28 protein-coding genes and 1 other annotated feature are annotated in these 26,654 nt (G+C 41.7%); of the genes, 1 reads left to right on the top strand and 27 read right to left on the bottom strand.

Going from position 1 to position 26,654, the window contains the following annotated elements; translation table 11 throughout:
• Nucleotides 1-81 precede the first annotated feature (81 nt).
• The 24 genes from thrB to EHS13_RS11145 all read right to left on the bottom strand — a co-directional run bounded on the left by thrB (nt 82) and on the right by EHS13_RS11145 (nt 21,953).
• Nucleotides 82-1,032: a homoserine kinase gene (gene thrB, locus EHS13_RS11260; protein WP_155700437.1), complete on the bottom strand. Its 951-nt coding sequence runs from the start codon at nt 1,030-1,032 to the stop codon at nt 82-84.
• A 39-nt stretch (nt 1,033-1,071) separates the two neighbouring features.
• Nucleotides 1,072-2,358, bottom strand: coding sequence for a homoserine dehydrogenase (locus EHS13_RS11255; protein WP_155700436.1), 1,287 nt, complete (start codon nt 2,356-2,358; stop codon nt 1,072-1,074).
• Nucleotides 2,359-2,439: 81 nt separating this feature from the next.
• Nucleotides 2,440-2,877 carry an ACT domain-containing protein gene (locus EHS13_RS11250; protein ID WP_227014013.1) on the bottom strand — a complete coding sequence of 146 codons (438 nt, stop codon included), beginning with the start codon at nt 2,875-2,877 and terminating at the stop codon, nt 2,440-2,442.
• Nucleotides 2,878-3,066: 189 nt separating this feature from the next.
• A complete protein-coding gene (locus tag EHS13_RS11245) occupies nt 3,067-4,062 on the bottom strand; it encodes a type I glyceraldehyde-3-phosphate dehydrogenase (RefSeq protein WP_155700432.1) in 996 nt (331 codons plus the stop codon).
• A 116-nt stretch (nt 4,063-4,178) separates the two neighbouring features.
• Entirely contained in the window at nt 4,179-6,287 is a 2,109-nt protein-coding gene (locus EHS13_RS11240) for a molybdopterin oxidoreductase family protein (protein ID WP_155700430.1), read from the bottom strand.
• On the bottom strand, nt 6,284-7,327 hold the full coding sequence (locus tag EHS13_RS11235; protein ID WP_155700429.1) for an anthranilate phosphoribosyltransferase: 1,044 nt from the start codon (nt 7,325-7,327) through the stop codon (nt 6,284-6,286). Before EHS13_RS11235 ends, EHS13_RS11240 begins: the two co-directional genes overlap by 4 nt.
• A gap of 78 nt (nt 7,328-7,405) precedes the next feature.
• Nucleotides 7,406-8,638 carry a nitrate/nitrite transporter gene (locus tag EHS13_RS11230; protein WP_155700428.1) on the bottom strand — a complete coding sequence of 411 codons (1,233 nt, stop codon included), beginning with the start codon at nt 8,636-8,638 and terminating at the stop codon, nt 7,406-7,408.
• A 319-nt stretch (nt 8,639-8,957) separates the two neighbouring features.
• Complete coding sequence (gene obgE / locus EHS13_RS11225; RefSeq protein ID WP_155700427.1) at nt 8,958-10,262, bottom strand: GTPase ObgE; 1,305 nt, start codon at nt 10,260-10,262, stop codon at nt 8,958-8,960.
• An 11-nt stretch (nt 10,263-10,273) separates the two neighbouring features.
• The gene (locus EHS13_RS11220) at nt 10,274-11,008 is read right to left on the bottom strand and encodes a Spo0B domain-containing protein (protein ID WP_155700426.1); all 735 of its coding nucleotides are present in this window, start codon (nt 11,006-11,008) and stop codon (nt 10,274-10,276) included.
• A gap of 74 nt (nt 11,009-11,082) precedes the next feature.
• Nucleotides 11,083-11,391 carry a 50S ribosomal protein L27 gene (gene rpmA, locus EHS13_RS11215; RefSeq protein WP_155700425.1) on the bottom strand — a complete coding sequence of 103 codons (309 nt, stop codon included), beginning with the start codon at nt 11,389-11,391 and terminating at the stop codon, nt 11,083-11,085.
• 6 nt (nt 11,392-11,397) lie between these two features.
• Entirely contained in the window at nt 11,398-11,742 is a 345-nt protein-coding gene (locus EHS13_RS11210; protein ID WP_155700424.1) for a ribosomal-processing cysteine protease Prp, read from the bottom strand.
• A gap of 9 nt (nt 11,743-11,751) precedes the next feature.
• The gene (gene rplU, locus EHS13_RS11205; RefSeq protein ID WP_155700423.1) at nt 11,752-12,063 is read right to left on the bottom strand and encodes a 50S ribosomal protein L21; all 312 of its coding nucleotides are present in this window, start codon (nt 12,061-12,063) and stop codon (nt 11,752-11,754) included.
• A 14-nt stretch (nt 12,064-12,077) separates the two neighbouring features.
• Nucleotides 12,078-12,165, bottom strand: a sequence feature (ribosomal protein L21 leader region).
• A 92-nt stretch (nt 12,166-12,257) separates the two neighbouring features.
• Nucleotides 12,258-13,466: an Rne/Rng family ribonuclease gene (locus EHS13_RS11200; protein ID WP_227013892.1), complete on the bottom strand. Its 1,209-nt coding sequence runs from the start codon at nt 13,464-13,466 to the stop codon at nt 12,258-12,260.
• A 22-nt stretch (nt 13,467-13,488) separates the two neighbouring features.
• Entirely contained in the window at nt 13,489-14,367 is an 879-nt protein-coding gene (locus EHS13_RS11195) for a M50 family metallopeptidase (RefSeq protein ID WP_227013891.1), read from the bottom strand.
• On the bottom strand, nt 14,360-15,022 hold the full coding sequence (locus EHS13_RS11190; protein WP_227013890.1) for a M23 family metallopeptidase: 663 nt from the start codon (nt 15,020-15,022) through the stop codon (nt 14,360-14,362). The genes EHS13_RS11195 and EHS13_RS11190 overlap by 8 nt, the downstream gene beginning before the upstream one ends.
• A 107-nt stretch (nt 15,023-15,129) precedes the next feature.
• Nucleotides 15,130-16,275, bottom strand: coding sequence for an FtsW/RodA/SpoVE family cell cycle protein (locus EHS13_RS11185; RefSeq protein WP_155700420.1), 1,146 nt, complete (start codon nt 16,273-16,275; stop codon nt 15,130-15,132).
• 6 nt (nt 16,276-16,281) lie between these two features.
• Nucleotides 16,282-17,079 (bottom strand): septum site-determining protein MinD, encoded by a 798-nt coding sequence (minD, locus tag EHS13_RS11180; protein ID WP_155700419.1) that lies wholly within the window; start codon nt 17,077-17,079, stop codon nt 16,282-16,284.
• Between the two features lie 30 nt (nt 17,080-17,109).
• Nucleotides 17,110-17,760: a septum site-determining protein MinC gene (locus EHS13_RS11175; RefSeq protein WP_155700418.1), complete on the bottom strand. Its 651-nt coding sequence runs from the start codon at nt 17,758-17,760 to the stop codon at nt 17,110-17,112.
• 38 nt (nt 17,761-17,798) lie between these two features.
• Nucleotides 17,799-18,338, bottom strand: coding sequence for a rod shape-determining protein MreD (mreD, locus tag EHS13_RS11170; protein ID WP_155700416.1), 540 nt, complete (start codon nt 18,336-18,338; stop codon nt 17,799-17,801).
• 3 nt (nt 18,339-18,341) lie between these two features.
• Nucleotides 18,342-19,217, bottom strand: coding sequence for a rod shape-determining protein MreC (gene mreC, locus EHS13_RS11165; RefSeq protein WP_155700415.1), 876 nt, complete (start codon nt 19,215-19,217; stop codon nt 18,342-18,344).
• 39 nt (nt 19,218-19,256) lie between these two features.
• Nucleotides 19,257-20,291 (bottom strand): rod shape-determining protein, encoded by a 1,035-nt coding sequence (locus EHS13_RS11160; protein WP_155705306.1) that lies wholly within the window; start codon nt 20,289-20,291, stop codon nt 19,257-19,259.
• 43 nt (nt 20,292-20,334) lie between these two features.
• Complete coding sequence (radC, locus tag EHS13_RS11155) at nt 20,335-21,024, bottom strand: RadC family protein (protein ID WP_155700414.1); 690 nt, start codon at nt 21,022-21,024, stop codon at nt 20,335-20,337.
• A 24-nt stretch (nt 21,025-21,048) separates the two neighbouring features.
• Nucleotides 21,049-21,651 carry a Maf family protein gene (locus EHS13_RS11150; protein WP_155700413.1) on the bottom strand — a complete coding sequence of 201 codons (603 nt, stop codon included), beginning with the start codon at nt 21,649-21,651 and terminating at the stop codon, nt 21,049-21,051.
• Nucleotides 21,652-21,710: 59 nt separating this feature from the next.
• Nucleotides 21,711-21,953, bottom strand: a complete 243-nt coding sequence (locus tag EHS13_RS11145) for a DUF4321 domain-containing protein (protein WP_155700412.1) — start codon at nt 21,951-21,953, stop codon at nt 21,711-21,713.
• 151 nt (nt 21,954-22,104) lie between these two features.
• Between EHS13_RS11145 and EHS13_RS11140 the strand changes: the two genes are divergently transcribed.
• Complete coding sequence (locus EHS13_RS11140; protein WP_155700411.1) at nt 22,105-23,346, top strand: N-acetylmuramoyl-L-alanine amidase; 1,242 nt, start codon at nt 22,105-22,107, stop codon at nt 23,344-23,346.
• A 40-nt stretch (nt 23,347-23,386) separates the two neighbouring features.
• Here the strand turns inward: EHS13_RS11140 and EHS13_RS11135 are convergent, their stop codons facing one another.
• From EHS13_RS11135 to murC, 3 genes are all read right to left on the bottom strand, one after another.
• Nucleotides 23,387-24,580 carry an SPOR domain-containing protein gene (locus EHS13_RS11135; protein WP_155700410.1) on the bottom strand — a complete coding sequence of 398 codons (1,194 nt, stop codon included), beginning with the start codon at nt 24,578-24,580 and terminating at the stop codon, nt 23,387-23,389.
• Between the two features lie 92 nt (nt 24,581-24,672).
• A complete protein-coding gene (locus tag EHS13_RS11130; RefSeq protein ID WP_155700408.1) occupies nt 24,673-25,053 on the bottom strand; it encodes a response regulator in 381 nt (126 codons plus the stop codon).
• A gap of 214 nt (nt 25,054-25,267) precedes the next feature.
• On the bottom strand, nt 25,268-26,650 hold the full coding sequence (gene murC / locus EHS13_RS11125) for a UDP-N-acetylmuramate--L-alanine ligase (RefSeq protein WP_155705305.1): 1,383 nt from the start codon (nt 26,648-26,650) through the stop codon (nt 25,268-25,270).
• Nucleotides 26,651-26,654: the final 4 nt, after the last annotated feature.

Raw genomic sequence — 26,654 nt, 5'->3', positions numbered from 1 at the left:
CTAGTCGATTATTCTAAAAAATGGTATCACCCGCCAAGAAAAAAAGCAAGTTGTTCGAGGGAAGACGTCTTGTCTACCTGATTACTTATGGGCGGCCAGCTCCGCCAAACTAACCGAATTCGCTAGAACCTGTACACCCAATGCCTCAGGCTTAAGCCACATCATCGTCGATTTAATATCTTCTTTAAGTAATGTATTCTGCATAAATTCCGCGAGACCCGCTTTCTCATGGCTCGTCTTATCTACCAGAGCAAGCAATGTTGGACCTGCCCCACTCAAGGCCACACCAAGCGCTCCGTGATCTGTCGCTTCTTTTAAGATCATTTCCATCCCCGGAACTAACGCTGCCCGGTATGGTTGGTGCAGTACATCCTGCATGGCATGCCGGATCATTTCCAAATTACCGCTGCATAGAGCAGCTACTAGTAAAGACGAGTGACTGAGATTGAAGACTGCATCTTTCATAGATACTTCTTTTGGTAAAGCATGGCGTGCAAGTTCTGTGGAAAGCTGGAATTCGGGGATTGCAACCAGCACTTCCAAACGTTCATGTGGCGCAATACGAATATAATCAGCACGTACACCATCCCACGAAGCTACAACGATTCCACCGAAAAGTGAAGCCCCCACGTTGTCAGGATGTTTTTCTAACTGGGTTGCCATTAAGAATATCTTATCTTGAGATAATAGATTGCCAATTAGTGCATTTGCAGCAACCATGCCTCCAATAATCGCTGAAGCACTGCTACCCAAGCCACGAGTCAACGGGATTTCGCTGTACATGGCAATCTCTAATTCAGGATGACTTACTCCCGCTTCAGCAAAAACCATTTGTGCTACTTTATAAATCAAGTTCGATTTATCTAAGGGAATCCCTAGCATTTGTTCGCCGTGGAGAATAATTTTAGTTTTTAGCGCAAAATCCATTTCAATCCAAGCATAAATATCAAGCGCCATCCCCAAGCAATCAAAACCTGGTCCTAGATTAGCTGTGCTTGCTGGTACTTTGATGCAAACCTTTGTCTGGTTCATTCCCCCGCCACCTTTTCATACCACCTTAGCATTGGTTTATTAGCCCTCTACACGATAGACGCTTTTTATTGTTGAAATAACATCCATGGTTTCAAAATGCTCCAGCACCTTTTTCATGTCTGCGCGGTTAGCATCGTGAGTGATGATGATAATTTCTGCTTTTGGGTTACTGCGATTCGGATGCTGCAGCACGGATTCCAAGCTAACCTCATATTGGCCAAATACTTGGGTAATTTGCGCGAGTACTCCAGCTTTATCTTCCACATGCAGCAGTATGAAGTTTTTGTAAGAAATCTCTTCATCTCGCTTAATCTTCTTTACTTGAGTAGGTGCAAAGCTCTTCAGCCCATTCACACCAAGCTTCAAATTCTTTACAACAGCAACCAAATCCGCAACAATCGAGGTAGCCGTCGGCATTGCACCAGCACCAGGACCATAGAACATAGTTTCGCCCACTGCTTCTCCGTGCACATAAACCGCGTTAAAGACGCCATTAACAGAAGCAAGCGGATGAGTTGTTTTTACCATCGTTGGTTCAACAGTGATACTTATGCTGTCATCCTGCTGCTCAGCAATCCCCAACAGCTTAATTTCGTAGCCTAATTTCTTGCCATACAAAATATCTTCCTTCGTTATCTGCGAAATTCCTTTGACTGAAACATCATTTAATGAGACGTGAGCATGAAAGCCTAATGTACTAAGAATCGTCATTTTGCGCGCGGCATCAAGTCCTTCAACATCGGAAGTGGGATCAGCCTCAGCATACCCGAGCTCTTGAGCTTCCTTCAATACATCCGCATAAGCTACGCCTTCTTGACTCATTTTAGTTAAAATATAATTGGTTGTACCATTAACTATTCCCATTATTTTGGTTAGCCGATCGGAGGAAAATCCTTCGATTAGGGTGCGGATAATGGGAATACCGCCAGCTACACTTGCTTCGTAGAAGACATCGCAGCCCATTTCTGCCGCTTTTTCCATAATCTCGGCTCCATGCAGGGCCATCAAATCTTTGTTCGCAGTTACAATATGTTTTCCATTGGCTAAAGCTTCGAGAATGTATGATTTAGCAGGCTGAATTCCACCCATCACCTCAACAACTACATCAATTTCAGGGTTGTTGATGATATCGGAAGGATCCTCCGTAAGCTTAAGAATATCTACATTAACATCACGGCTTTTAAGGCGATCCTGCACCAAGACCTTCTCAATAATGATCGGAGAACCCACTTGCTGCTGCAAATCATTTTGATGTTTTTCAACAATACGTACGACACCACTGCCTACAGTGCCTAATCCAAGTAACCCTACTTTAATCGATTTCATTATTTGTATCCTCCTGTGGGCTTTCTTTAGAAAGCCATCATCGTAAGCATAATCTTGTTTCATAAGCTTTTGCTGTATTAGTTAACCTTGCCCAATAATCGCTGCGCGTATTACACCTTCTTGCATGCGCAAGGTGCTTAATAGCTGATTAATCTTCTCACCCATCAAGGACGTATCCACTGAGATAACGGCATTTGCCATTCCCTGCAATGGAATCGATTGATGAATGGTTAAGACATTTGCTTCGAGTCCTGCGATCAGGACTAGCACCTTCGATAAAATCCCCGAACGATGCTCTAAATCCATGGATATCGTAATAATCCGTTCCCGATCCAGCTTACTAAGCGGAAATATCCCATCCTTGTACTTATAAAATGCACTACGGCTTAAGCCAACCTGATCTACAGCATCGTGAATGGTCTTCACAGCACCTTGTGCGAGTAGTTCCTTGGCTTGCACTGTTTTAAGCACAGCTTCCGGCAAAATATCCTCACGAACTAAATAATATTGTTCTTTAATTTCTTTGTGTGGCACGTTTGACAACGTCCTCCCCAAAAACACCCTTGTATGTGTATAGTGGACATTATATCGAAAAATACGTTGGAGAGCAATAGACATTTAGTGTTGAACTTATGAAATCCGCTATTTGGATAGCATCAAAAAAGCCCGCATCTCTGCAGGCTAGATTATTGCCACGTGTTAAACTCGCTATTTGACTAGATAAGCTGCAACCTCAGCTAGTCGGCTAGCATAACCCCACTCATTGTCGTACCATGTTGCCACAGATAGAAGCTCGCCTTGTACTTGGGTCAATGGCAGATCAATAATCGAAGAATGTGAATCGCCGACAATTCGGGAGGATGCCCATTCGCCTTCTAATATTCCCAAAACTCCCTTTAGTGAAGCTTCCTCAGCAGCTGCGCGGAAAGCATCGTTGACCTGCTCTTTAGTAACGGTTTTCTCTGTAATGAGGTTTAACTCAGCTATGCTTCCAGTTCTAGTAGGAATTCGATACGCCTTACCTGTTATCTGCAGATCCTTCCAGATGAATTGCAGAGCTCTTGCCGCTCCGGATGAAGCAGGAATAATATTCTCTGCAGCAGCCCACGAATCCCGGCGGTCCTTCATGGGTTGATCCGTCAACGCCTGTGAATTGGTATAGGAATGAACCGTTGAAAATAAACCATATTTGATCCCGAAGTTTTCTTTGACAATTTTGACTACTGGCGCTAACGCATTGGTTGTACAGCTCGCCATACTAATAATTTTATGATTTTCCGGATCGAAGCTATCTAGGTTAATCCCTTTCAGCAAAACGGCATCACAATCATCCAGGCTTTTACTCGGTGCACTAACCAAAACTCGCTTGGCTCCACGATCCAAATGAACTTGAGCTCCTGCACGGGTTACAGCACGGCCTGTACAATCAATCACTAAATCAATATTTAAGGCTTTCCAATCCGGTACTTCTTTAGCTGAATTGAAATATTGAATCTCACGACCACCAATCACAATTTGGCCTTCCTGCCCTGAAACGTCTTCTTGCCAGCGTTTATAATTAGTATCCACCTCAAAGAGCGCAGCAAGCGTTGCCTCATCCTTGATATCTGCAATTGCTACGGGTACAAAAAGCTTGTCCTGCAAAGCTACTCTTAATAACTGTCTGCCAATACGTCCAAAACCGAAAATCGCTATATTTCCCATTGGAAACCTCCATCTAAATAGTCATTTCATACCCCTATAGTAAACAATTTCGCTAAAAATAGCTATTTCATGTCAATCCTTAGCAAAAAAAGAGCCCAGAGTTGATGGCCCTGGTTCTACTTGTTCGAAGCTATATTTAATTCCATTGGATCTTCTCGTTCTGCTTTTACTGCACAAATCTTGAATTCAGGCATCCGGCTGATTGGATCTAATTGATCATTAGTCAAGCGATTAATGGATAAAGCGCCGCCCCAATGAAAAGGTACAAAAATTGTTCGCGGATGAATTCCCTCCGTTATTTTCACAGTGAATACCAAGGAATCGCGGCGACTGGTTAACCGAATGCGACTGTTAACCCCCAAACCAATTTGATTGGCTAACCATGGGTGAATTTCCGCTACAGGGACTGGAGCTTTTTTGTTCAAGGCTTCGGTTCTTCGCGTTTGTTCCCCGCTCAAATAATGGTTGCCCAGTCTTCCAGTCGTGAGTACATATGGGAAATCAATATCAGTCGGTTCTGCTGGCATTTTAGGGACGATTCCAAAGAACTTGGCTTTGCCGTCCGCATGATCGAAGCCTGTCTTAAACATCTGTGGAGTACCTGGATGGCTTGGGCTTGGACAAGGCCAGAAAATCCCCTTCTCCTCAATCAACCTCTGATAGGTTATTCCGCTATAATCTGCTTTTCCGCCGACTGTAGCCTTTGCTAATTCATTGAATATAGCTTCGGTTGACTCATATTGAAAATACGCGCCTCTGCCTAAATACTCCGCTAGCTCACAGAGGATATTAGAGTCCAGCTTACTATTCCCAGGTGTCTTAAAGGCTTGAGCACGATGAAAAACGCGTCCCTCTAAATTTGTCATGGTTCCCTCTGCTTCGAGAAAGGATGAGCTCGGGAGAATCCAATCAGCTAATTTGGCTGTTTCTGTTTCAAACATATCAACCACTACAAGCAGCTTGAGCTTCTTCATCGCCTTTTCAACAAACGGTGTATTAGGAGCTGAGACGATTGGATTGGAGCCCAACACAATCATAGCCTGAATTTCATCCTGATCCACTTTCTCGATCATTTCATAGGCAGAGACCCCTTTGCCTGGCAGTTCATCTGGTTGGATCCCCCAAACCTTAGCTACACGTTCCCGAGCGAGCGGATCCTCTATCAGCTGATAGCCTGGCAATTGATCTGCTTTTTGTCCATGCTCACGTCCACCTTGACCATTTGCTTGCCCCGTAACAGCTCCATAACCACTGCCTGGTTTGCCCATTTTACCAGTAAGCAAACTGAGATTGATATAGTTCAATGTATTCTCAACCCCGTTGACCTGCTGCTCCAGCCCTCTTGCCGTAAGCACGATTCCCGATTCTGCATGGGCAAAGCCGCGAGCAATTGTCCTTGTTACCGCCGCTAAGACACCAGTTAATTCTTCCACTCTTTGTGGAGTATAGCTTTTTACTGCTGCTGCTAATTCTTCAAAACCATGCGTGTGTTCCTTAACAAAAGCCTTATCATATAATTTTTCTTCTATAATGACATGCAATAAACCGTTTATAAATGACGAATCAAAGCCTGGCTGCAAGCGGACATGAATATCTGCAATTTTTGAAGTCATCGTATTCCTTGGATCGATTGTGACGATAATTGCTTTATTCTTCTTCGCATCCATCAAGTAAGGCATCATGGTCGGCTGACATTCGGCTACATTAGTCCCTGCAAGAATAATGTATTTGGTACGTGATATTTCGGATAAAGGCAAAGTCATGCCACGGTCTACCCCAAAAGCTTTATTGCTTGCCGCCGCTGCAGACGACATACAGAAACGCCCATTGTAATCCATATATTTGGATTGTAAAGCCACTCTCGTAAATTTGCCTAATAAATAACTAACCTCATTGGTTAATGATCCTCCACCATATACTGAAATGGCATTTTTACCATAGCTCGTTTGCAATTCTTTTATAGAGTTAGATATTTGGATATAGGCTTCTTCCCAGCTAACCTTGATTAATTCACCCGAAGGCAATCTTTTTAACGGCTCCGTAATTCGTGAAGGATGCAGCGTATGCTCCATAGAATTAAAGCCTTTTTGACATAGTCGACCTGTTGCCACTGGAAAATCGGGGCTAGCTTTTACGGTATATGTGATTGGTTCTGAATGGTCAGGAATTAGTTCGATGCCGCACTGCATACTGCAGAAGCAACAATGAGATTTGAGAATGGTCATCCTGTTGCCTCCTTGCTCTTTGTTTGACTTAACTCAATCCACCGAGTTAAAACCCGTTGAGCTTCTTTACGGGCATAAAGCTGCTTGGCTAAATAAAAACCTTCCTCATAGGAGGATACACGATCAAACCAGAACAAACGTAGGCCTGCATTAAAAATAACATGATCCCGCTCAGCTTGAATATCCGCTCCAGTATCCCCAGCTATGACTCGTTTCAGAATTTGAATTTGTTGATCTTTACTGATCTTTTCCAATGGGGCACTATGAAAACCAAACATGGTTGGATCTATAATGCTGGATTCATCCCCCCAGGCTGTTACTTTACGCAAAGCACTGCTTTTATAAATCGGGAAATCTTCAGAGCCTTCAATCCCCTGAACAATATAAGCTGTTTGAAAGCCCGCCTTCGGGATAATTTGCACCAAATGCTGCATAGCTGTTTTATGGTTGACACCAATAACAATTTGATTAGAGTGTATAGGATTTATTACTTTTTCCACCGTATTCACTAAAGTGCGAAGACCCATTTGCTCACGAATGTGACGAATCCGTCTTAAAGGCGGACAAACGCGTTCAGACCAGATAAAGCCAATATGTGTTTCTGCAAAAATTCGCTCCCATTCAATCGCATCAACATCAATTTGTACACCTAAACCTTCTAGCAGCTCCTTCAAGGAAACACCAAGCTTAGGAGGAAGTGATTCAGCACCATGCAGCACCTGAGGAAATCCAACTGAAGCGAGCATTAAACAAACGGGAATTGTTATCGGAAAATAATTACGTCCATCATAGGGACCTGCACAATTTAATGAATCGGAGAAAGAGGTAAGCGGCAAGGAATATCTGCGAAACACATCAATAAAGGCCATAATTTCATTATCGGATTCACCTTTCATTCGCTCAGCCATAAGAAACGCAGCAATCTGCGCATCTGTAGCCTCTCCTCGCGAAATAGCAAGTGCGGCAGCCACTGCTTCATCATAGGTAAGATCTCTTGAACCTAACTTCCCTGTGCCAACTGCCTTTATCCATTGGATCATGCCACTCACCTCAAATCCTGCTAAGGAATACCACAACGAGAGATAGATTATATCTCTCGTCGACTATCCTCATCTGCTCTAGTAATTTACTCCAGACTCTGTTGTAGCCCAGCTTTTCTTCCAGCTGCGGGTTACTGCATAAAAAGCTAACGTACCAACTAATACTATACATCCAACCACTATAAACCCGGCAACATGTGAACCTGTCGATTGCTTAAGTGGACCTAATAAATACTTCGGTAGAATAAAGCCGCCTAATCCGCCAAATGCTCCAACGATACCTGTGACAACACCGATTTCTTTAGGAAAGCGCTGCGGTACGATTTGAAAAATTGAGCCATTACCCATCCCTAAGCACGCCATCATTACACTTGTAAATAACAACATGACCAAAAATGATTTAGGCATACTGGCAATTAAGAACGAACAAGTGGAAACGCAAGCGAATAAGATTAGTAAAAATTTCATTCCGCCTATTTTATCAGCAATATATCCGCCAATGGGTCTAAAAAAGCTGCCTGCAATTACTGTAATCGTCACCAGATAACCCACTTCAATCTTCGTCAATCCTCCGACCATTGCTTTTTCCCCATAAACATCATAGAAGAAAATACTAAAGTAGGTTGCGAATCCAACAAAGCCACCAAAAGTAATCGAGTAAAACAAGCTAAACCACCAAGTATCAGCAAACTTGAACATACTGAGATAATCGCCAATTTTTTTAGGAGCAGGTTGATTGGGACTGTCTTTTGCAAAGATGATATAGAATAAAAGTACGAGTCCTAGAGGAATAAGCGCCATCCCGAACACTGCATGCCAGCCGTAAGCTTGCGCTAGCTTAGGACCAAAAAATGTAGCTAATGCTGTACCGCTATTACCAGCCCCTGCAATCCCCATAGCCAAACCTTGATGTTCAGCCGGATACCAACGACTTGCTAAGGAAAGTGCCACTGCAAAGCTTGCACCAGCTATCCCCAGTAAAATTCCGAATATGTAAACTTGGTTTAAGGTAGTTCCCATTTGCCAAGCCCACATTAAGGGGATAACGGTTAGAATCATACCGATAATGCCTGCTTTCCTCGAGCCAATACGGTCAGCTAGCAATCCCATTGGAATTCGAAAAATAGAGCCTCCTAATGTAGGGATCGCAACCATGGTTGCTTTCTGCACATCTGTTAATGCAAAGTCCTTTGTAATATACAGCGATAACGCTCCACACATTACCCAAATCATAAAACTAACATCAAAATAGAGGAAAGCTGACATTAAACTCGGAAAATTACCTGACTTTCGAAAACTTTTTGCTTCCATAGCTGTTTCTCCCCTTAATTATCTATTTTTTCTCTCGTAATGTCAATTAACATTACATTACATACTATACAATGACATTTTAAAAATTTCAATGGGTTTTACGAAAAAAGTTCACGATTTGCTATTTATTTTCGCTAATAGTTCTTGTTTAGGTAATTAATTGTTTTAAAACACGAACGATAAATATTAATTTAATTATATTGTTCGTGTTTTTTACAGATAGATTATGACCTCGCATATATGAGCAAACAATTTTGCATATAAAAAACGGACATGCCACATGCTTTCGCACGTAACACATCCGTTTATCCTAATAATGCTAACCCTTATCACTAAATTCAAATTCAAAATCACCAATTCGCACCAGCTGGCCATCCTCTGCTCCAAGCTCACGCAGTTTAGCATCCACACCCATTTGCCGCAAAATTCTCGCAAAACGCATAATCGCATCATGCGAAAATAAATTGGACCGCTTGATCATCTTCTCAATCTTGATGCTTTCAATGACGAAACCATCATTTTCACGATGGACTGTAAATTCAACTTCATCCGCTTTTCTTTCCAGACGGAATACTTTTCGACCTTCAACCTCAGGCACTTGCTCCAGTCGAGTCGCTTCTTCCACGACATCCAACAAACCAGCAATCCGATATAGCAAGTCTTGTACACCGTCTTTGGAGAAGGCTGAAATGGCTAATATTTCAATATCTCCGAAACCATCGATCAGCTGCTCACGGAATATTTGCAGATTGTACGCAGATTCAGGCATATCCATTTTATTAGCAACAATAATTTGTGGTCTTTGTTCTAGCTTCTCACTATATAGTTTTAGCTCTTCATTGATTTTCAACCAATCATCAAAAGGATCTCGTCCATCAGCTGCAGACATATCAATAATATGAACAATAATGCGCGTCCGTTCTATATGACGAAGGAATTCATGCCCCAGACCAATACCTTGATGTGCACCCTCAATTAAACCAGGTAAATCCGCCATCACAAAGCTTCGTCCATCTCCAACGTCTACAACTCCTAGATTAGGCGACAAAGTTGTAAAATGATACGCGGCAATTTTCGGTTGAGCTGCTGATACAACGGAGAGCAAAGTCGATTTGCCTACACTCGGAAACCCAACTAACCCAATATCCGCTATTACCTTAAGCTCAAGGATAACATTGCGTTCTTGGCCTTCTTCACCATTCTCAGCAATTTCAGGGGCTGAGTTTGCTGGTGTTGCAAACCGTGCATTACCACGGCCACCGCGACCACCGCGAGCGACAACAATTTGCTGGCCCTGAAGCGTCAAATCAGCGATTTTTTCCTCGGTATCCTCATCCATGACTATCGTCCCTGGCGGTACCCGAACAATCATATCCTTGGCATTGGCGCCATGCATATTCTGTTTCTGGCCTTTAACTCCACGATCCGCTTTGAAATGTCTTAGATAACGAAAGTCCATAAGCGTACGCAAGCCTTCATCTACCCGAAAGATTATGCTGCCTCCATTACCTCCATCGCCTCCAGAAGGACCACCTTCTGCAACATACTTTTCACGTCGGAAAGCAACAATTCCATCGCCGCCGTCTCCTGCTTTTACATAAATTTTCGCTTTATCCACAAACATATGAGCACCTCTTAATGGTGAAACGGCAGTCGAATAGTGATAACCGCCTGATTCGCCGTATATTCCTCTTCCATCGTTGCAAACTTCGTTGTAAAAAATTCTAATATCCGCTTAATTTCATGACGTAATGCAACCTCATCATAACCACCTTGATAAATTAAATCAAACACCAAGGCCTCGCTTTCCAAATCGAATTGAACGCTAAGGATATTAGGCTCATCATTGGAAGGTATGGCTAGCGAGTTAAATAATTTCACGGTCATTTGCACCAAATGCGATACTTTTTCTTTATCTAATGGCAAGGAAGCCAAATTAATTTCTTCTTCCATTTCCAGTTCCAAAGCTAACGCATTATAATACAAACGAAAGGAAACAAAGAAGGCAACTAAGGAGGGAATCCCCAATTTAGCGATCCCGCTTTCTTGCAATGCTTTTTCTCTTATTTTGTCCATACAATCATTTAATTTATCATATTTCTTTAAAGTCACGTAACCAAACAATAATTGAATGTCATTCATCCAGTCATGTCGATAGTGACCGATCAAATCAATCATCTGACGCCGATTCTCAGCCTTCAGTTGTTTACGCTCTTCTTTTATGGAGATGAAGATCCCCGCACACCCCAATGCACCAAGTAAAGCCAACCCAACAGATAACAAAGTAGCTGGGGCAGCCCAAATCAACAGCAATATAGACACCAGAAGAACAACAGTTGATATGGAGCGTATCCGTTGCCATTGTTGCATGTCCCAACACTCCGTTCTGCTTGGTTTACTCACAAAAAAACCCCGGCGCCAAGGCCGGAGCTTAGGATACTAAATTATGCCTGAACTGCTGCAGCTACTGCCTCTACAACTGGATAGACACTTACCTTTTTGCGCTCACGACCCCAACGCTCAAATTTGACAACACCTTCAACTTTCGCATAAAGTGTATCGTCTGAACCAATTCCAACATTATTCCCCGGATGAATTTTAGTACCGCGTTGGCGATATAGAATACTTCCAGCTGTAACTGTTTGACCGTCTGCACGCTTAGCACCAAGGCGCTGAGATGCACTGTCACGACCATTCTTTGTAGATCCAACCCCTTTTTTCGAGGCGAATAATTGTAAATTTAATTGCAACATAGTTGTTTACCTCCTTCTTACTTTACTTTGTTTAACTTTTATATAGTTACCATAACTAGTTTCGATAGATTGCAGCATGACAACCATGGATTCAAGCAACAGCTGCAGCTTTTCCTGCTTCTGGCTATCTAAATTCCCTGGAGCTTCTGCCTGCAGAAAACCATCCTTCATCTGCGACTGCATTTCGAAGCCAAGTAAAGCTTCTACGGCATTAACTGTACCAACGGTAACAGCAGAAACACCGGCACAAACAATATCTTGTCCTGGATCAGCAAACATCGCATGACCTTTTACCTTAAACGAATGGATATGATCATTTAATGAAAGTCTTTCGATCGTAACACGTATCATAGCAGCCTCTTACGCTTGGATCTTGTCAATTGTGACTTTAGTGTATGGCTGACGATGTCCTTGTTTACGACGATAGTTTTTCTTAGCTTTATATTTGTAGATAATGATTTTTTCGCCTTTTCCGTGTTTCTCCACTTTCGCAGAAACAGCAGCACCTTCTACTAGCGGAGAACCGATTACTAAACCGCTCTCTTTGGAAACCGCTAGTACTTTAGTAAAAGAAACGACATCACCTTCAAAAGCTTCCAATTTCTCGATGAAAAGAACATCACCTTCAGAAACCTTATATTGCTTACCACCTGTTTCAATAATTGCGTACATATTTGTTGCACCTCCCCATGTCTCAGACTCGCCTTTATCCAGGTGATATAGCATCCTAAAACGCTATATACTTAAACCCGACCCGTGCGGTTATAGCATGTTAAACAACATACTGATATATATTAGCACAGCATGCTTTAGAAATCAATAAAAAAAATATCAGTAATAAATAATAAGGTTAAGCTTAGCTTGCTTTATTCATACAGTGTTAACGAATCCCGGACTTTTTTACGTGTAATTTCCATCAAACCAAGCTTAGTCCAGCCCACAATAATCGTTTTGGTACGATCTTCCGCACAGCAAGCCTCTAGCTTCTCAACAACTAGCCTGCGGTTCTCATCTTTAGTCATATCAATAAAATCGACAATAATAATGCCTGATAAATTCCGCAGTCGAAGCAGTCTGGAAATTTCTTCAGCCGCTTCTAAATTAATGGTAAGCACGGTTCGCTCTAAATCTTGATCCCCGACGAACTTCCCCGTATTCACGTCGATTACAAGCAATGCTTCCGTTTGGTCTAAAATTAAATTCCCACCACTCGGCAGTGTTATTTTCCGTTCTAAGGCTCTTTCAAGCTCACGGCTAACTGGGTACTTCGTAAAAATGGAAGCTTCCTCTGTGTAAAGAATTACTCGATCTGTATAGCTTGGAGATATCTGATGGAGCAACCACTTGATTTCTTCCGCCATTTGCTGCTGATCCACAACAATTTCGCTCACTTCCTCTGTGAATAAGTCACGGATCAATCGTGGAATCATCGCCAAATCTCGATACAACAGCTCATGGTGAGCATTGGACTCCCTTTGCTTTTGCATAGTCTCATCCCAGATAACTCGCAGCTGTCTAATGTCTAGCTCCAGCAATTCCGCAGATACCCCATCTGCAACGGTACGCAGAATCACCCCTTCACCTGGCAAGCGCAATTGTTCACCAATCTGCTTTAAGCGACCACGCTCGACCTCATTTTCTATTTTCTTGGATACAGCTACATAATCGGCATTGGGCAGCAAAACAACCCATCTCCCAGGTATCGTGAAATGAGTGGTAATTCTTGCCCCCTTGCTGCCGCTTTGTTCCTTTTTAACCTGAACAAGAATGGATTGCCCCACTTGAAGCAGCTCCGTAATCGCTGGTTTCACAATTGGCCTTTTCTCTAAATGAGCTGGAAGTAAATCATCTACAAGCAAAAAGGCATTTTTTTCTAAACCAATATCAACAAATGCAGCTTCCATTCCCGGAAGCACATTAACTACACGGCCTTTATATATGTTACCTGCTCGTTCTCGCTCCATAGGACGTTCCATATAAAATTCAATTAATTTACCATCTTCCAATAAGGCAAGCTGTTTTTTCTGGAGTTCGTCTCGAACAATCATCATCTTGTTCCGTTTTATTTTGCTCACAGAATTCACCTCTAAGCCTATCTTACCTGAAAATATCAGAAATCGCACGATTCGATCTGGCTTCTAAAAAATAAGATTGGATTAAACGCTGCTCCGTAAGTGCTTTTTGGATGATTCCCTGCTTGCTTAAGATATAGATCAAGTGATATTTTTCACGCATTAACATTTGAACAATCGCGGATATTTCTTTATGACCGCCTACCATAATAGGCTGTGCCGTGGTTCCCTGAGCTAAATGCTGAATAGCTCTCGCTTCGCGGCTCATCAGAAAACGGCGGAATTGATAAGGAATGTGCCGATAGCTCATCCAATTAGAATAAACAAGAAAGAGCCCGATCATTAGTAAGTTTAATTGAACTCCGCCGTTCATCCCAATTCGCATAAAAGCGTACATGACAATCCCACAGCTAAAACATAAGCTAAACCAAGAACAAATATGTAATGTCTTATAGTAACAAACACGAAAGCTAAGCAGGGATACTAATATTTTACCTCCGTCTAAAGGAAGGATTGGCAATAAATTAAATAAGCCGATCAGCAGATTTGCCTGCAGAAAATAACCCCACCACAAAGTGTCTCCCCCACTGTATTTCAGCATACCAAAAGCAAAGCCTGCCATCCAAGCATTCTGAGCGGGTCCAGCCAGAGCCACCCATAATTCTTCAAAAGCAGGTATATTCCCTGATTCCTCTACAATCGCAACACCGCCAAAAGGAAGCAGCTGCACTTCTTTGACATGCCAACCAAAGCTTTTCGCCATAGCAACATGTCCCAATTCATGAATGAAAACAATGCCAAACAACGTAATTAGCTCAATAAAATAACCGGTTAAAATCGAAAACATCATCATTAAAATAAAGAACGGGTGAAACCGATAAACGGTACCAAACCATTTAATCAAATGAAATCACATCCGTCGGATTTATATATTCGGCATCCTTCATCAAGGCAAACACGATATTACCTTTGGCTTGGCCTTTGGGCGTTGTAGCTTTACCCACCACCTCGCCTAAAGTGATCCAATCGTCCTTTTTCCATTGCATAGGCTGCAGCCTGCCATAAGTCGACTGATACCCACCTGCATGCTGAATAACAACCGTATACCCAGAGTCTTCTCTTATCCCAGCAAAGACCACTCTGCCCGTTTCTATAGCACACACCAAGGCATTAGCCTGAGTTTGCAATAAAATGGCTTGATGAGTCGGGCTATACGGTATTAACGCCTTGCCAAATACGGGCATAAAAAAACTCTTCACTCCTGGTGCAGTGACTTTTTTGGCAGCTTCTCCTTCAGATGGATGAAGAGACGGGATAAAGGAAGGTGTTCCGCTAAAGGTATGCTCGTACCAAGATGAAACCGATTGAAAAGCAATTTCCTGATTCAAGGCATTTTTAACCACTAGCTGGCCTTTCATAGCCCAAGGTGTGTTCAGGCGGAACATGCCCCATATCCCCATAAAAAGAATAAAGGCAATGATGATTTTAAGCTTCATCCCCTGTCTAGATGGCCGCATTGTATAATGTTCAATCTCATCATCATCCATATCATAACTCATATTTATTTCCTCCAGACTCAGATAGCTTGTTTACATCTAAGCTATGAGATCATCGAGAAGAATATACAAGCTATAATTAAAAAAACCACCAAAGTAAATTTGGTGGTTTATTCCTGGAACATCGAGACCTTTTCTTGGTGAACTTTAACGCTCATAACAATTCCCATAGAAATCATATTGATCATCAGGGAGGTTCCCCCATAGCTTACAAATGGCAAAGTAATACCTGTTACTGGCATGAGACTAATCAACATCCCAATATTCTCAAAAATTTGAAAAACAAACATCGAAACGATCCCGACTATAATATAAGAGCCGCTTAAGTCGAGAGTTTGGATCGAAATGAGTATCATTCGATAGATCAACAAGAAATAGAGCAAGAGTAATGCCGAAGCTCCCACAAAACCAAATTCTTCACCGACTACAACAAAAATGGCATCCGTGTAGGCTACAGGTACGAAATTTTTATGAATGGAATCACCCTTGAGATAACCATCGCCAGTCAAAGAGCCTGATCCAATGGCTCGCTTAGAGTTATCTACCTGATATTTATCCTTGTCTGATGCATTGGCAGGATCTAAAAAGGGATCAATGCGTGACATCCAATGCTCTTTATCATGAGCTTTCAGATAGGTTTCAATTTTATCATGATTATTCATGTAATAATAATAGAAGGACGTCATCGTAATTGCTATACCTATTGTGCCTATGAGGACATACTTAAATTTAATATTGCCGATCCAGAACATGCCAAGCAGAATAATTAAATAGATACTCGCATTGCCCAGATCATTTTGACTAAATACTAAACAAAAAGGAACTAAACCAAGGATACATACTGGAATGACATCACGGACTAATTCTAATTTAGCTCCCTCACGTCTAGCAATAAATGAGGTTATAGCGATAATCAAGATTATCTTCATTAGCTCTGCCGGTTGAAAATCCAAGCCAAATGCAAGTTCAATCCAGCCTTTTGACCCAAACCGTTCTACACCTTTTACCAAAACATAAATCAACAATAAAATTCCAAAGCCATAAATATATAGCGCTAATTTAACAAAGATCCGAAAATTAATAAAAGTAACCACAAAAAAACAAAACAAGCCAAAAATAAAGTTGTAAATATTCTTCATATAGGACACTTTAAAATTATCTAGATTTGCACTATAGACGAGCATAGTACTGACAACCATAAACAACAGTAAAATGAAAATAATCGACCAATCAATTCTTTTTATTTTCTCTAGCAAAGGCAATCAACTTCCTATTCCGAGAAACTTCCTCACGCGAGTAAACATACCTAGTCTATCATCAAGCTGCATTAAAGGCACCGTATCTCCTAGAATCCGACGAGCGATATTGCGATAAGCAATCGCCGCTTTAGAAGAAGCGTTCATTACTGTAGGCTCTCCACTATTAGCTGCTTTTATAACATACTCATCGTCTGGAACTATACCAAGCAGATCTATAGACAGCACAGAAATAATTTCATCGATATCAAGCATCTCGCCTTTTTTCACCATATTAGGACGTATGCGATTAACGATCAGCCGAGAATTGCGGATTTTGTTGGTCTCCAGCAGTCCGATAATCCGGTCCGCGTCACGCACGGCTGCATTCTCAGGTGTTGTCACAACAATAGCTTTATCCGCTCCTGCTATGGCATTCTTAAACCCTTGCTCTATACCTGCCGGACAATCAATAATGACAAAATCAAAATCTAGTTTTAAATCTAGGATGATTTTTTTAATATCTTCAGGTGAAACGGAGTCCTTGTCCCTGGTTTGCGAAGCGGGCAACAAATATAGCTCATCAAACCGTTTGTCTTTAATTAGAGCTTGCGGCAAGCGGCATCTCCCCTCAACCACATCAACTAAATTATACACAATACGATTTTCCAAACCCATGACGACATCCAAGTTGCGCAGCCCAATATCCGTATCAACCATACACACTTTTTTACCTAAAAGTGCGAGCGCTGTACCAATATTAGCAGAGGTCGTTGTTTTACCAACTCCACCTTTTCCTGACGTAATGACTATTGCTTCTCCCATTTCTTCACCCCTTAGCATTTAATGTACTTATCATTGATTATCTGGCCGAACATGCTGCAGCTGATTGATTTTGTCAATTTCCATGACACCATTACGAATATACGCAAATTCCATAAAGGCTTCTTCAATCCCCCACTCATCCGGTGGACGGCTAATTACTTCTGCAATTCTCAACTGAGTTGGCCGTAAATGGGAGGCTGCGATAATGGCTGTCTGATCTCCGTTGATTCCGGCATGAGCCATCCCACGTAACGAACCCATGATGTAAATATCGCCTGTACATTCAATAATTCCGCCGGGATTAACATCGCCCATTAACATCAATTTGCCTTCATGCTGGATCGTTTGCCCCGAGCGAATCATCCCATAAATCATTTTAATCGATTGATCCAATATAATGGGTGTTGCTTCTGGCAGGTCAGATTCAATGCTTTGGACGATTAGATTCCCTCTACTTTTAATAAGCTCGCGAATTTGTTCTTTCTCCACATCTACTAGCTGCCGCTTTCCCAGTCTCACTTGTACATGAACTAAGGGACCAAATAGTATTTTGCGATGTGTCTTTTCTAGCTTGTGCTGCAGCTCTTTAATTACATCAACGAAAAGGCTGTTATCATTGAGTATAAACACAAGTCCGTCCTTAACACCTTTTATCGTTACCAAATTCTTCGCAACAGTCATGCTATTTCCCCTTGCCCTTTACAATTCGGTTTTCGTTATTAATTAAAATCTTCTTCCTCTTCCCTTTCACGAGCAGCACCGACGTTTTCCAGTAGTTTTCGAATAGGTACATAGATTAAGATTGCAAAAAGAAGGTTAATTAATAAGCTTGGCAATATATGATAGGTTAGGGCAAAATGAACGCTGATGTGCGTAATCTGAAAAATCCGATAGATTCCGTATAGCAAACATTCTAATAAAAAGTCACCCAAAATGATTAACAGCATGCTTCTAAGTAAATTGGCTTTAGAATAATAGGATAGCAAACCTATCAAATAACCAACAAGTCCAAAACCAAATGTGTAAGTTCCTAACATCGGTCCATAATAAACGATGTCATGCAGCATACCAAAAGCAAGTCCATAAGCCAATGCCCAATGACGGCTCACATAAATCGCAATGAACAAAATGACAATAAATGTGAAATGGGAAGTTAAATCGATTCTAGATTGCCAAGCCGCTGGCGTAATCAAAGGCATTACTGTACCCTCGATTAGAAATAATACGTACAGAATTACAGGCAAAAAATAGCGCTGCATACTTTACCTCACATCCGGCACTTCGACAACCATGACATAACGCAAATGGTTAAAATCTGCTGCTGGTTCTATTAGTGCTTTATAGTTAATTCCGAAATCATCTGGCTCCTTCGAAATCACTTTGCCAATTACAATACCTTTTGGGAAAATTTGACCCATACCTGATGTGATAATGGTGTCACCGACCTTCAACAAATCAGACGTATCAATCTTCGTCATGACCAAACGCTTCATTTCTGGATTATCTTCATTGATTTCTGCTTTCTCGATGATCCCAAATGAAGCTTCATTTCCTTTAACAGTCGCAGATATTGCTTTTGTATTAGGTGTGATAGATATACTCTCATCATCGATATCGATTAATCTTTGTACCGTAGAATAGAAATTATCCACTCTAGTAACCCGACCAATCAACCCCTCTGAAGAAACTACCGCCATATTAACTTTGATGCCATCATTAGAACCAAGGTTAATGTTAATGATGTTGCTATAGGGATCTGGACTTATCGCAACGATTTCTGCAACGTGATAGATGTACTTATCTGCCAGCTTTTGACGTTCTGTAAAGTTAAGCATCTTTTTGAGATCCTTGTTCTGGATTTCCAGCTGGTTCAACTTCATCGTATCAATCGCAGACTGAGAAAGCCTGGATTTCAGCACTTTACTCTCTTCATAAGTTAAGCGAATACTACGAATATCCTCAACCCAGCCTCTTACATAACGTGCTGGCTTAATGAAAAGCCCCTGCGTCCACGAAACCGTATCTTTAACGAACATTTCGGGCCAGGTTAGCTTTTCCCTGCTTTGTATAGTCAAACCCATTAGCGCTATAAAGACAATCAGAAAAAATAATAACATCAGAAGCTTCTTGTTTCCCATCAGCTTAAACAAAACCGACACCTTCTACTCTGCCCATATTTAGCGTCTTGACTTGCTAGTAGGACCTGATCTCATTTTGAATAAATGAATATTCTCCAATGCTCGTCCTGTACCAATAGCTACACAATCCAAAGGATTATCCGCGACCATGACTGGCATTCCTGTCTCACGAGTAAGCAGCCTGTCCAAATTGCGAAGCATTCCACCACCGCCAGTTAGCACAATCCCACGATCCATAATATCCGCAGAAAGCTCAGGTGGACATTTCTCTAAGGTTACTTTTACAGCATCTACGATACTCGAAACGGTATCCGCTAATGCTTCTGCAACCTCGTCTGAAGAGATTGACATGGTTTTAGGCAATCCGGATACTAAATCCCGACCGCGAATTTCCATTCGCTCTTCCTTCTCCATTTGCATGGCAGAGCCAATTTCCATTTTCATTTGTTCGGCAGTGCGTTCACCAATTAATAAATTGTATGTTTTCTTGATGTATTGTGTAATCGCTTCATCCATTTCATCTCCAGCTACACGAATCGATCGACTCGTTACAATACCGCCTAATGAGATAACAGCAACCTCTGTAGTGCCTCCACCAATATCAACTACCATACTGCCTGTTGGCTCCCAAACGGGTAAATCGGCTCCAATAGCTGCTGCAAAAGGCTCTTCAATTGTGTAAGCTTCTCTAGCTCCAGCTTGCTTAGTAGCATCCTCAACCGCTCTTTTCTCAACGGGTGTAATCCCAGAAGGCACACAAACCATTACATTCGGGTGTCTTTGGAATAAGAAACGCTTTTTCTGCGCTTGTTTAATGAAATATTTAATCATGATTGCGGTGGTTTCAAAGTCTGCAATCACTCCGTCCTTCATTGGACGAATAGCCCGGATGTTCCCTGGTGTTCTACCAATCATCTTTCTTGCAGACTCACCAACCGCTTCAATTGTCTTAGTATCCGTATTGATGGCTACTACCGAGGGCTCCCTAACGACTATGCCCTTCCCTTTTACATAAACCAATGTATTGGCCGTTCCTAGATCTATACCCAAATCCTTCGTAAAACCGTTAAAAATCGACATCGTATGGTTACTCCCTTCATGCTAAGCATTCATTATATTACATAAACCCTTTTTCCTTCAAACTAACAAAGTTTTGATCGCCGAGAATAATATGATCGAGCACTTCAATTCCAATAATCTGCCCCGCTTCAACAAGGCGTGCGGTCATTTGAATATCCTCTGGACTTGGAGTTGGATCCCCGCTTGGATGGTTATGCACACAAATAATCGATGCGCTGCTACGCTTAATTGCGGCACGAAAGACCTCTCGCGGATGAACGATCGAAGCGTTCAAACTCCCCATGGATAACGTTTCTTGTCCAATAACATGATTCTTGGTATTCAAAAAGAGACAGACAAAGTGTTCTTTCTGCAAATAACGCAAATCTTCCATAAGGTATGTAGACACATCCTGAGGGGAACGAATAGTGATTGTATCACTCATCGATGTGCGTGCCAAGCGTCTTCCCAATTCAATGCTAGCTTGAACCTGCAGCGCTTTGGCTGGACCGATGCCTTTAATCATCATCAATTGATCCTTGCTCATATCCACTAAATTACGTAACGAGCCTGCTTCGATCAGGACTTTTTGTGCCAAATGTACGGCTGATTCAGCAAAGGTTCCTGTGCGAAGTAATATAGCCAATAATTCGGCATTGCTTAATGCTTGAGCCCCAAATAGCTGCATGCGTTCTCTAGGTCGTTCGTCGTGGGGAACATCGCGCAACAATAAATTGTGCGACTCCATAAATAACCCTCTTTCACTAATAAATTATAAAACGTCTACACCAAGTTCTTTTAACATCTCACTTAATAGCGATAACGGCAATCCAACCACATTAAAGTAGCAGCCCTGAATGGAAACCACTATAGTAGCTCCAATCCCTTGGATCCCATAAGCCCCCGCTTTATCCCGCGGCTCTCCACTTGCTATGTATCGACTAATCTGTTCAACAGACAATTCTCGCATAGTTACTTCTGTCATCCGATGCTTGACCAATCGTTTGCCCGATTTTAAATCTATACAGGCAACACCGCTAAATACTTGGTGGGTACGACTTTGTAACATCATTAACATTCGCATAGCATCTTGATCATCAACAGGTTTATTCAATATTTGGTTGTCAAAGACAACAATCGTGTCAGAGCCTACAACAACCCCATCCAACGAATCTGCAAGATGATTATTGGCTACAGCCTGTGCTTTGCGTAATGCTAATTCTTCTACTATCTCATTCGGCGCTGTTAATGGCGCATAAGATTCATCTACATGACTGACTTCTATCTGTACGGGAAGCTGAAAGGTGCGGATTAATTCTTGCCTTCGCGGAGACGATGAAGCTAATAGTAACGTTCGTGTTTCTTGCAAAAGCATTTGAAGCCTCCTTAAGAGTTTTCGTAAGAAAACTTTCATCGTAAGCGTAATCCCAAAAACTACATTCGACGATAAATCCAAATTGCGCCAATCGCGCATAAAATGCTAATTAAATTTAGTTTAACCTGAATATCCAAATCATATTTGAGAATCTGTAAATCGGCTTTAGGGTGCCAATTCATTTGAGCTGATTTGGTTAAAAAAGCGAGGGATGAAACAGGTGTAAGGAGCTCAGCAATAATCGTACCTGCCAATAAACCAAGCACAATAAAAATGATTAGCGTTAAATTTGTCTTTTTCAATGGATCACATACCTTATTGAATTTTTACAAACCTTAGGTACAGTATAAGGGTTAAAGGAATGCATTACAATGAAACCCCAGATATTTGGTTGATTTTCCCTGCATACATCCCCCCTTGCTTGCTTGTAAAATAAAGTCGAAGGGAGGCACTATGCGTAAACTTTTATTTATTCTGCCCATATGGTTATGTTTGGTTATTATTTCTCCTTCCTATGCTCATGCCATTAAAATTGTAGTTGATGCAGGACACGGTGGTTCGGACCCTGGAGCCATTGGAATTAATGGTTTAAATGAGAAGGATATCACTTTGGACATCGCACTTAAATTGCAGGACCAACTTGTAAAACGAGACTACGAGGTTGTTCTATCGAGAACCGATGACCGTTTTATCAGCTTGCAGGATCGTGTTGATTACACCAACAAACAAAGCGCAGATTTATTTATTTCGATTCATGGTAATTCCTATCCTAGCTCGCAAGCCAAGGGAACATTAGTGCTTTATTACGATAATCAATTTCCCCAAAGCAGCTATCCAGCCAGTGCACAAATGGAAAGTCTTACACCCATTAGTAAAGCTTTCGCCCAACAAGTGTTGGATGCTTTTATTAATAAGCTACATACGGAAAACCAAGATATTGTGCCGAGCTCTGTTTATGTAGTCCGAAATGGGACTATCCCAAGCGTGCTCATAGAAACAGCCTTTCTATCGAATCCTGAGGATGCTGCTCTTCTAGCGGATCCAATAGTTCGATCCCAGATGGCTGAAGCGATAGCAGATGGTATTCAAGCCTTTCGTCCGCTGCCTGCTAAATTAGCTTTTACAGATATTAATGGGCATTGGGCAAAAGATGCCATTTTAAGCTTAAATGAAAAAGGTATTGTTACTGGAGAGAATCATTTGTATTACCCCGATCGATCTCTTTCCCGTGCCGAGCTTTTGACTCTATTGGATCGTATTCACCCTTTTGAAAGCTTAAGTGAGGGGTATGAGAAAGCTGTATTTAGCGACTTAAATGAACAGCATTGGGCTTATCCCACCTTCGAAAAAGCTATCGCGGCAGGATATATACGTGGCTACGATGATGGCAGTATTAAACCGGATCAAGCTGTGTCTCGTGGAGAAGCAGCCGCGTTAATCGACCAATTTGTTGAGAAAACGGAACCTGCTCCATCTACTGACGGCGCTGCACCGCAGATAGACGAAGGTATTACAGATGTACCCGCAGCTTTTACTGATGTATCCGCAGATTCCTGGTATGCACCTGCCATTAATCATCTTAGATCATTAGGCATCTTAACAGGCAAGACCCCTGATTTATTCGCGCCCAATAAAACGATTACTCGTGCAGAGATTGCTGCATTATTGGATCGCTGGACAGACAAAAACCGTTGAACGTTTTATCGACGCCAACGGTTTGCTTTCTCAGCCTATATTATACACTTGCAATATCAGTCAATAATGCTTTCTCAGTGATGATAAATTGCAGAATGTTTGTTTGCGTCTGCCATAACATCTCAAATGAAGGAGATTTCTTATATTCGTCTAAAGAAAGCTTCGCTGTGTTCATCGCATTAGTCAATTTCTGCAAAGTAGGTTTGATATCTGCAGTTGCGTCGTTGAAAACCTGCGAAGAAGTTTGGGTCCAAGTTTCAAAGTTGCTTTGAATAGATTGCAATGTTGAATCGGAAATAGCTGTTAGTTCACTTTCCTCTAGATGTACCAGCGTAATCCCACTCAGCATCTGCACTAGCTGATCTGCTTGCGTACAATAGGTTTGCAGGAATTCTGCATTGCCATTCCATTTCATCTCTTGTAAGGCGGGCAAGCTGTAAGGTTTTTTATAGATTTCCAAATTCTTCGTCTGCAATTGCTCGCTTAATGTTAATGCGCTATTACGATCTACGGCAACACCTACATATACAAAAAACTTATCTGCTGCCTCCGTAACGGCTGCAATCCCTTGATTTCGTATATCAGCACCTGCTTGATCTGCTCGCTCCTGAGTGCTAAAGCCACCATTTTGCAGAAAAGTATAAGTTCTTGCTGGAATTTGGACAGGTATTACCCCAGCTTGCACTTCGGATGGGAGAGTAACCGAAACTTCCTTGGGTGCATCATCCGTAATTGCTTTTGTGTCATCTGTGATTGCCGTTTTGTCTTGGGGTGGATTATCTCCAGTGAACATGGTTAGGATTAGATATCCAAGCAATATTCCTGTTACAACTGCACCTACAGCCGTACCAGCCACCTTAAACCAAGGAATATTTCTACGCATATACATTGTTCCGCTCGTAGTATGAGTCGAGTTCTCACTATATTCTTCATGTCTGAATCGTTGTTCTATTTCGTAAACGGACAAATCTTCGTTTGCCCTTGGTGGTTTTTTTTTAATTGTTGACATGTTGGATTCACGAATTAATTGCTCAATCCGCTTGGTTTCCGCATCAATCGGACTGTTCCATGCACCATAATCAGTCGTATACTCAGGCAGAGGACGCCCTTCATTAACAACACGAAACTCATCTTCATACAAGGGTACTACTCTTTTTCTTTCTTCCTGACTGATCCGCTCCAAAGGCTTCTCAGCTTGATTATCCAAACGATAAGTAATTCTCGTTTTATTCAATGACGCCAACTCCCTTGTCCAATATACTTCTAAACTATGAAGCAATCGGTGGGAATATGACTTTATAAATGCTTACCGCGCAGAATGGGGTTTTATACTTTCAGATGTGGTAGGGCAAGAACCTTCAACAAAGCTTCTTGTACTTTTTCTTCTTGAAATGGTTTTACGATGAAATCCTTAGCTCCGGCCATCATGGCATCGACAACCATTCTTTTCTGCGCCATAGCCGAGCACATTATAATTTTGGCATGCTTATCCATTTTTATAATCTCACCTACAGCAATAACCCCATCCATCTCCGGCATAGTGATGTCCATAGTAACAACATCTGGCTTTAAATCTGAAAATTGCTTAATGGCTTCAAGCCCGTTTCGAGCTTCCCCAACTACCTCTAAGCCCATTTTTGTTATCATATTTCTCAGCATCATTCTCATAAAGGCCGCATCGTCTACAATTAAAACTCTGGACATAATTTCCCCCTACAATGATTATTATAATCACTATACAGGGTGCTACTGAACAAATACTGAACAACTTTTTTTCGCGCACACAAGGATAAACGACTTAGCCTTCCTTCCGAAGGAAGGAAGGGGCGTTTGTCCGGAATTATAAGGTCAGTATAAGTGACAAAACTTATACTCTTGTAATTAAAAAACGGATGAAAATTAATTCATCCGCTCAATTTGATTACGTCAAGCTCTTGCTTTTGAGCCCTTTAACCAGCCCAACTGCTGCTTTCCAAATATCCCCAGCCCCCATAGTTAATACGAGGTCTCCACTTTGTACGTGATTGATCAGATAAGCCTGCACTTCTTCTTTGGAAGGGAAATAAGTAACTTGCGGATTGCTATTAATCCGAATCAGCTCCACCAGCTTGGCAGAAGTGATCCCTTCAATTTGTTTTTCTCCAGCAGGAGAATAAATATCCGTAATGATGACTTCATCCGCTTCAGCAAAGGCCCGACTAAACTGATCAAATAAATAAAAGGTCCGCGTATAACGTTGTGGCTGGAAAACGGCAATTATTTTTTTACCTGATGCCTTAGAAGCAGCTATAGTTGCCTCAATCTCCGTAGGATGATGCGCATAATCATCAATAACTAGAATGCCATCCACATCCCCAAGAACTTGGTATCTCCGCTTTGCTCCGTTAAATTCTGTAATCGTATTGGCAATTTGTTCAAAAGAAAGCCCTGCTTCTAGACATGTAATTAAAGTAGCTAATGCATTATAAACATTATGCTTTCCCGGAACGGATAACGTAATTTGACCAAGCTTTGCCTCTAAATAGAAGACATCAAAGCTTACCTTTCGATCACCAAGTTGAATGTTGGCTGCCCGATAATCCGCCTGTTCTTTAATTCCATATGTAACAACCTTGCTTTTTAGATGTGGCAGCATTTCTTTAAGATTAGGATCATCCAAACAAACAACTGCTTTTCCACCGTCTTTTACTTGACTTAGAAATTGGGCATAAGCCAATTTAAGCTTATTGAAATCTCCATCATAATTCTCTAAATGATCTGCTTCAATATTAATGACTACGGCAATATTAGGCGTATATTGCAGAAAAGATCCGTCACTTTCATCCGCTTCTGCGATGACATACTCCCCTTTGCCTGCTTTGGCATTGCTGCCTAAATTCATGATTTCTCCACCTATAATGTAGGTAGGATCCTGATGATTAAGATGCATAACAAGCGAGATCATCGATGATGTCGTCGTTTTTCCATGTGCACCAGCAATAGCGATACCTTTTCTCTCATTCATCAGGCGAGCTAGCATCTCTGATCGATGAATAACAGGAATCCCCAGCTGTTCCGCTCTTTGAACCTCTATATTGTCTTTCGCTAAGGCTGTGGAATATACAACTAAATCTGCTCCTTCGACTTGTACAGCCTCATGCCCCAGATAGACTGTTGCCCCTTGCGCGATAAGCTTTTCTGTTAATTCTTGATGTGCCACATCTGAGCCTGATACCTTAAAGCCTATCTCCAGCATAACCTTGGCGATTGCGCTCATGCCATATCCGCCTATACCGATAAAATGAACGTGTTGTTCTGCTTTCACGGCT

This window comes from Paenibacillus psychroresistens (genome assembly GCF_009728935.1).
GTDB lineage: Bacteria > Bacillota > Bacilli > Paenibacillales > NBRC-103111 > Paenibacillus_AC > Paenibacillus_AC psychroresistens.
Note: the sequence above shows the minus strand (reverse complement) of the source record. Positions and strands in the feature narration are given on the sequence as shown.

Coding starts and splice junctions, on each gene's coding strand:
- minD (WP_155700419.1), bottom strand. CDS start 17,079: ATGGGAGAAGCAATAGTCATTACGTCAGGAAAAGGTGGAGTTGGTAAA.
- radC (WP_155700414.1), bottom strand. CDS start 21,024: ATGGAGTCGCACAATTTATTGTTGCGCGATGTTCCCCACGACGAACGA.
- EHS13_RS11240 (WP_155700430.1), bottom strand. CDS start 6,287: ATGACCATTCTCAAATCTCATTGTTGCTTCTGCAGTATGCAGTGCGGC.
- EHS13_RS11235 (WP_155700429.1), bottom strand. CDS start 7,327: ATGATCCAATGGATAAAGGCAGTTGGCACAGGGAAGTTAGGTTCAAGA.
- EHS13_RS11150 (WP_155700413.1), bottom strand. CDS start 21,651: ATGCTTTTGCAAGAAACACGAACGTTACTATTAGCTTCATCGTCTCCG.
- thrB (WP_155700437.1), bottom strand. CDS start 1,032: ATGAACCAGACAAAGGTTTGCATCAAAGTACCAGCAAGCACAGCTAAT.
- rplU (WP_155700423.1), bottom strand. CDS start 12,063: ATGTACGCAATTATTGAAACAGGTGGTAAGCAATATAAGGTTTCTGAA.
- EHS13_RS11210 (WP_155700424.1), bottom strand. CDS start 11,742: ATGATACGTGTTACGATCGAAAGACTTTCATTAAATGATCATATCCAT.
- EHS13_RS11220 (WP_155700426.1), bottom strand. CDS start 11,008: ATGCAACAATGGCAACGGATACGCTCCATATCAACTGTTGTTCTTCTG.
- mreC (WP_155700415.1), bottom strand. CDS start 19,217: ATGGGAAACAAGAAGCTTCTGATGTTATTATTTTTTCTGATTGTCTTT.
- EHS13_RS11140 (WP_155700411.1), top strand. CDS start 22,105: ATGCGTAAACTTTTATTTATTCTGCCCATATGGTTATGTTTGGTTATT.
- EHS13_RS11255 (WP_155700436.1), bottom strand. CDS start 2,358: ATGAAATCGATTAAAGTAGGGTTACTTGGATTAGGCACTGTAGGCAGT.
- mreD (WP_155700416.1), bottom strand. CDS start 18,338: ATGCAGCGCTATTTTTTGCCTGTAATTCTGTACGTATTATTTCTAATC.
- rpmA (WP_155700425.1), bottom strand. CDS start 11,391: ATGTTGCAATTAAATTTACAATTATTCGCCTCGAAAAAAGGGGTTGGA.
- EHS13_RS11190 (WP_227013890.1), bottom strand. CDS start 15,022: ATGAGTTATGATATGGATGATGATGAGATTGAACATTATACAATGCGG.
- obgE (WP_155700427.1), bottom strand. CDS start 10,262: ATGTTTGTGGATAAAGCGAAAATTTATGTAAAAGCAGGAGACGGCGGC.
- EHS13_RS11245 (WP_155700432.1), bottom strand. CDS start 4,062: ATGGGAAATATAGCGATTTTCGGTTTTGGACGTATTGGCAGACAGTTA.
- EHS13_RS11175 (WP_155700418.1), bottom strand. CDS start 17,760: ATGACTGTTGCGAAGAATTTGGTAACGATAAAAGGTGTTAAGGACGGA.
- EHS13_RS11230 (WP_155700428.1), bottom strand. CDS start 8,638: ATGGAAGCAAAAAGTTTTCGAAAGTCAGGTAATTTTCCGAGTTTAATG.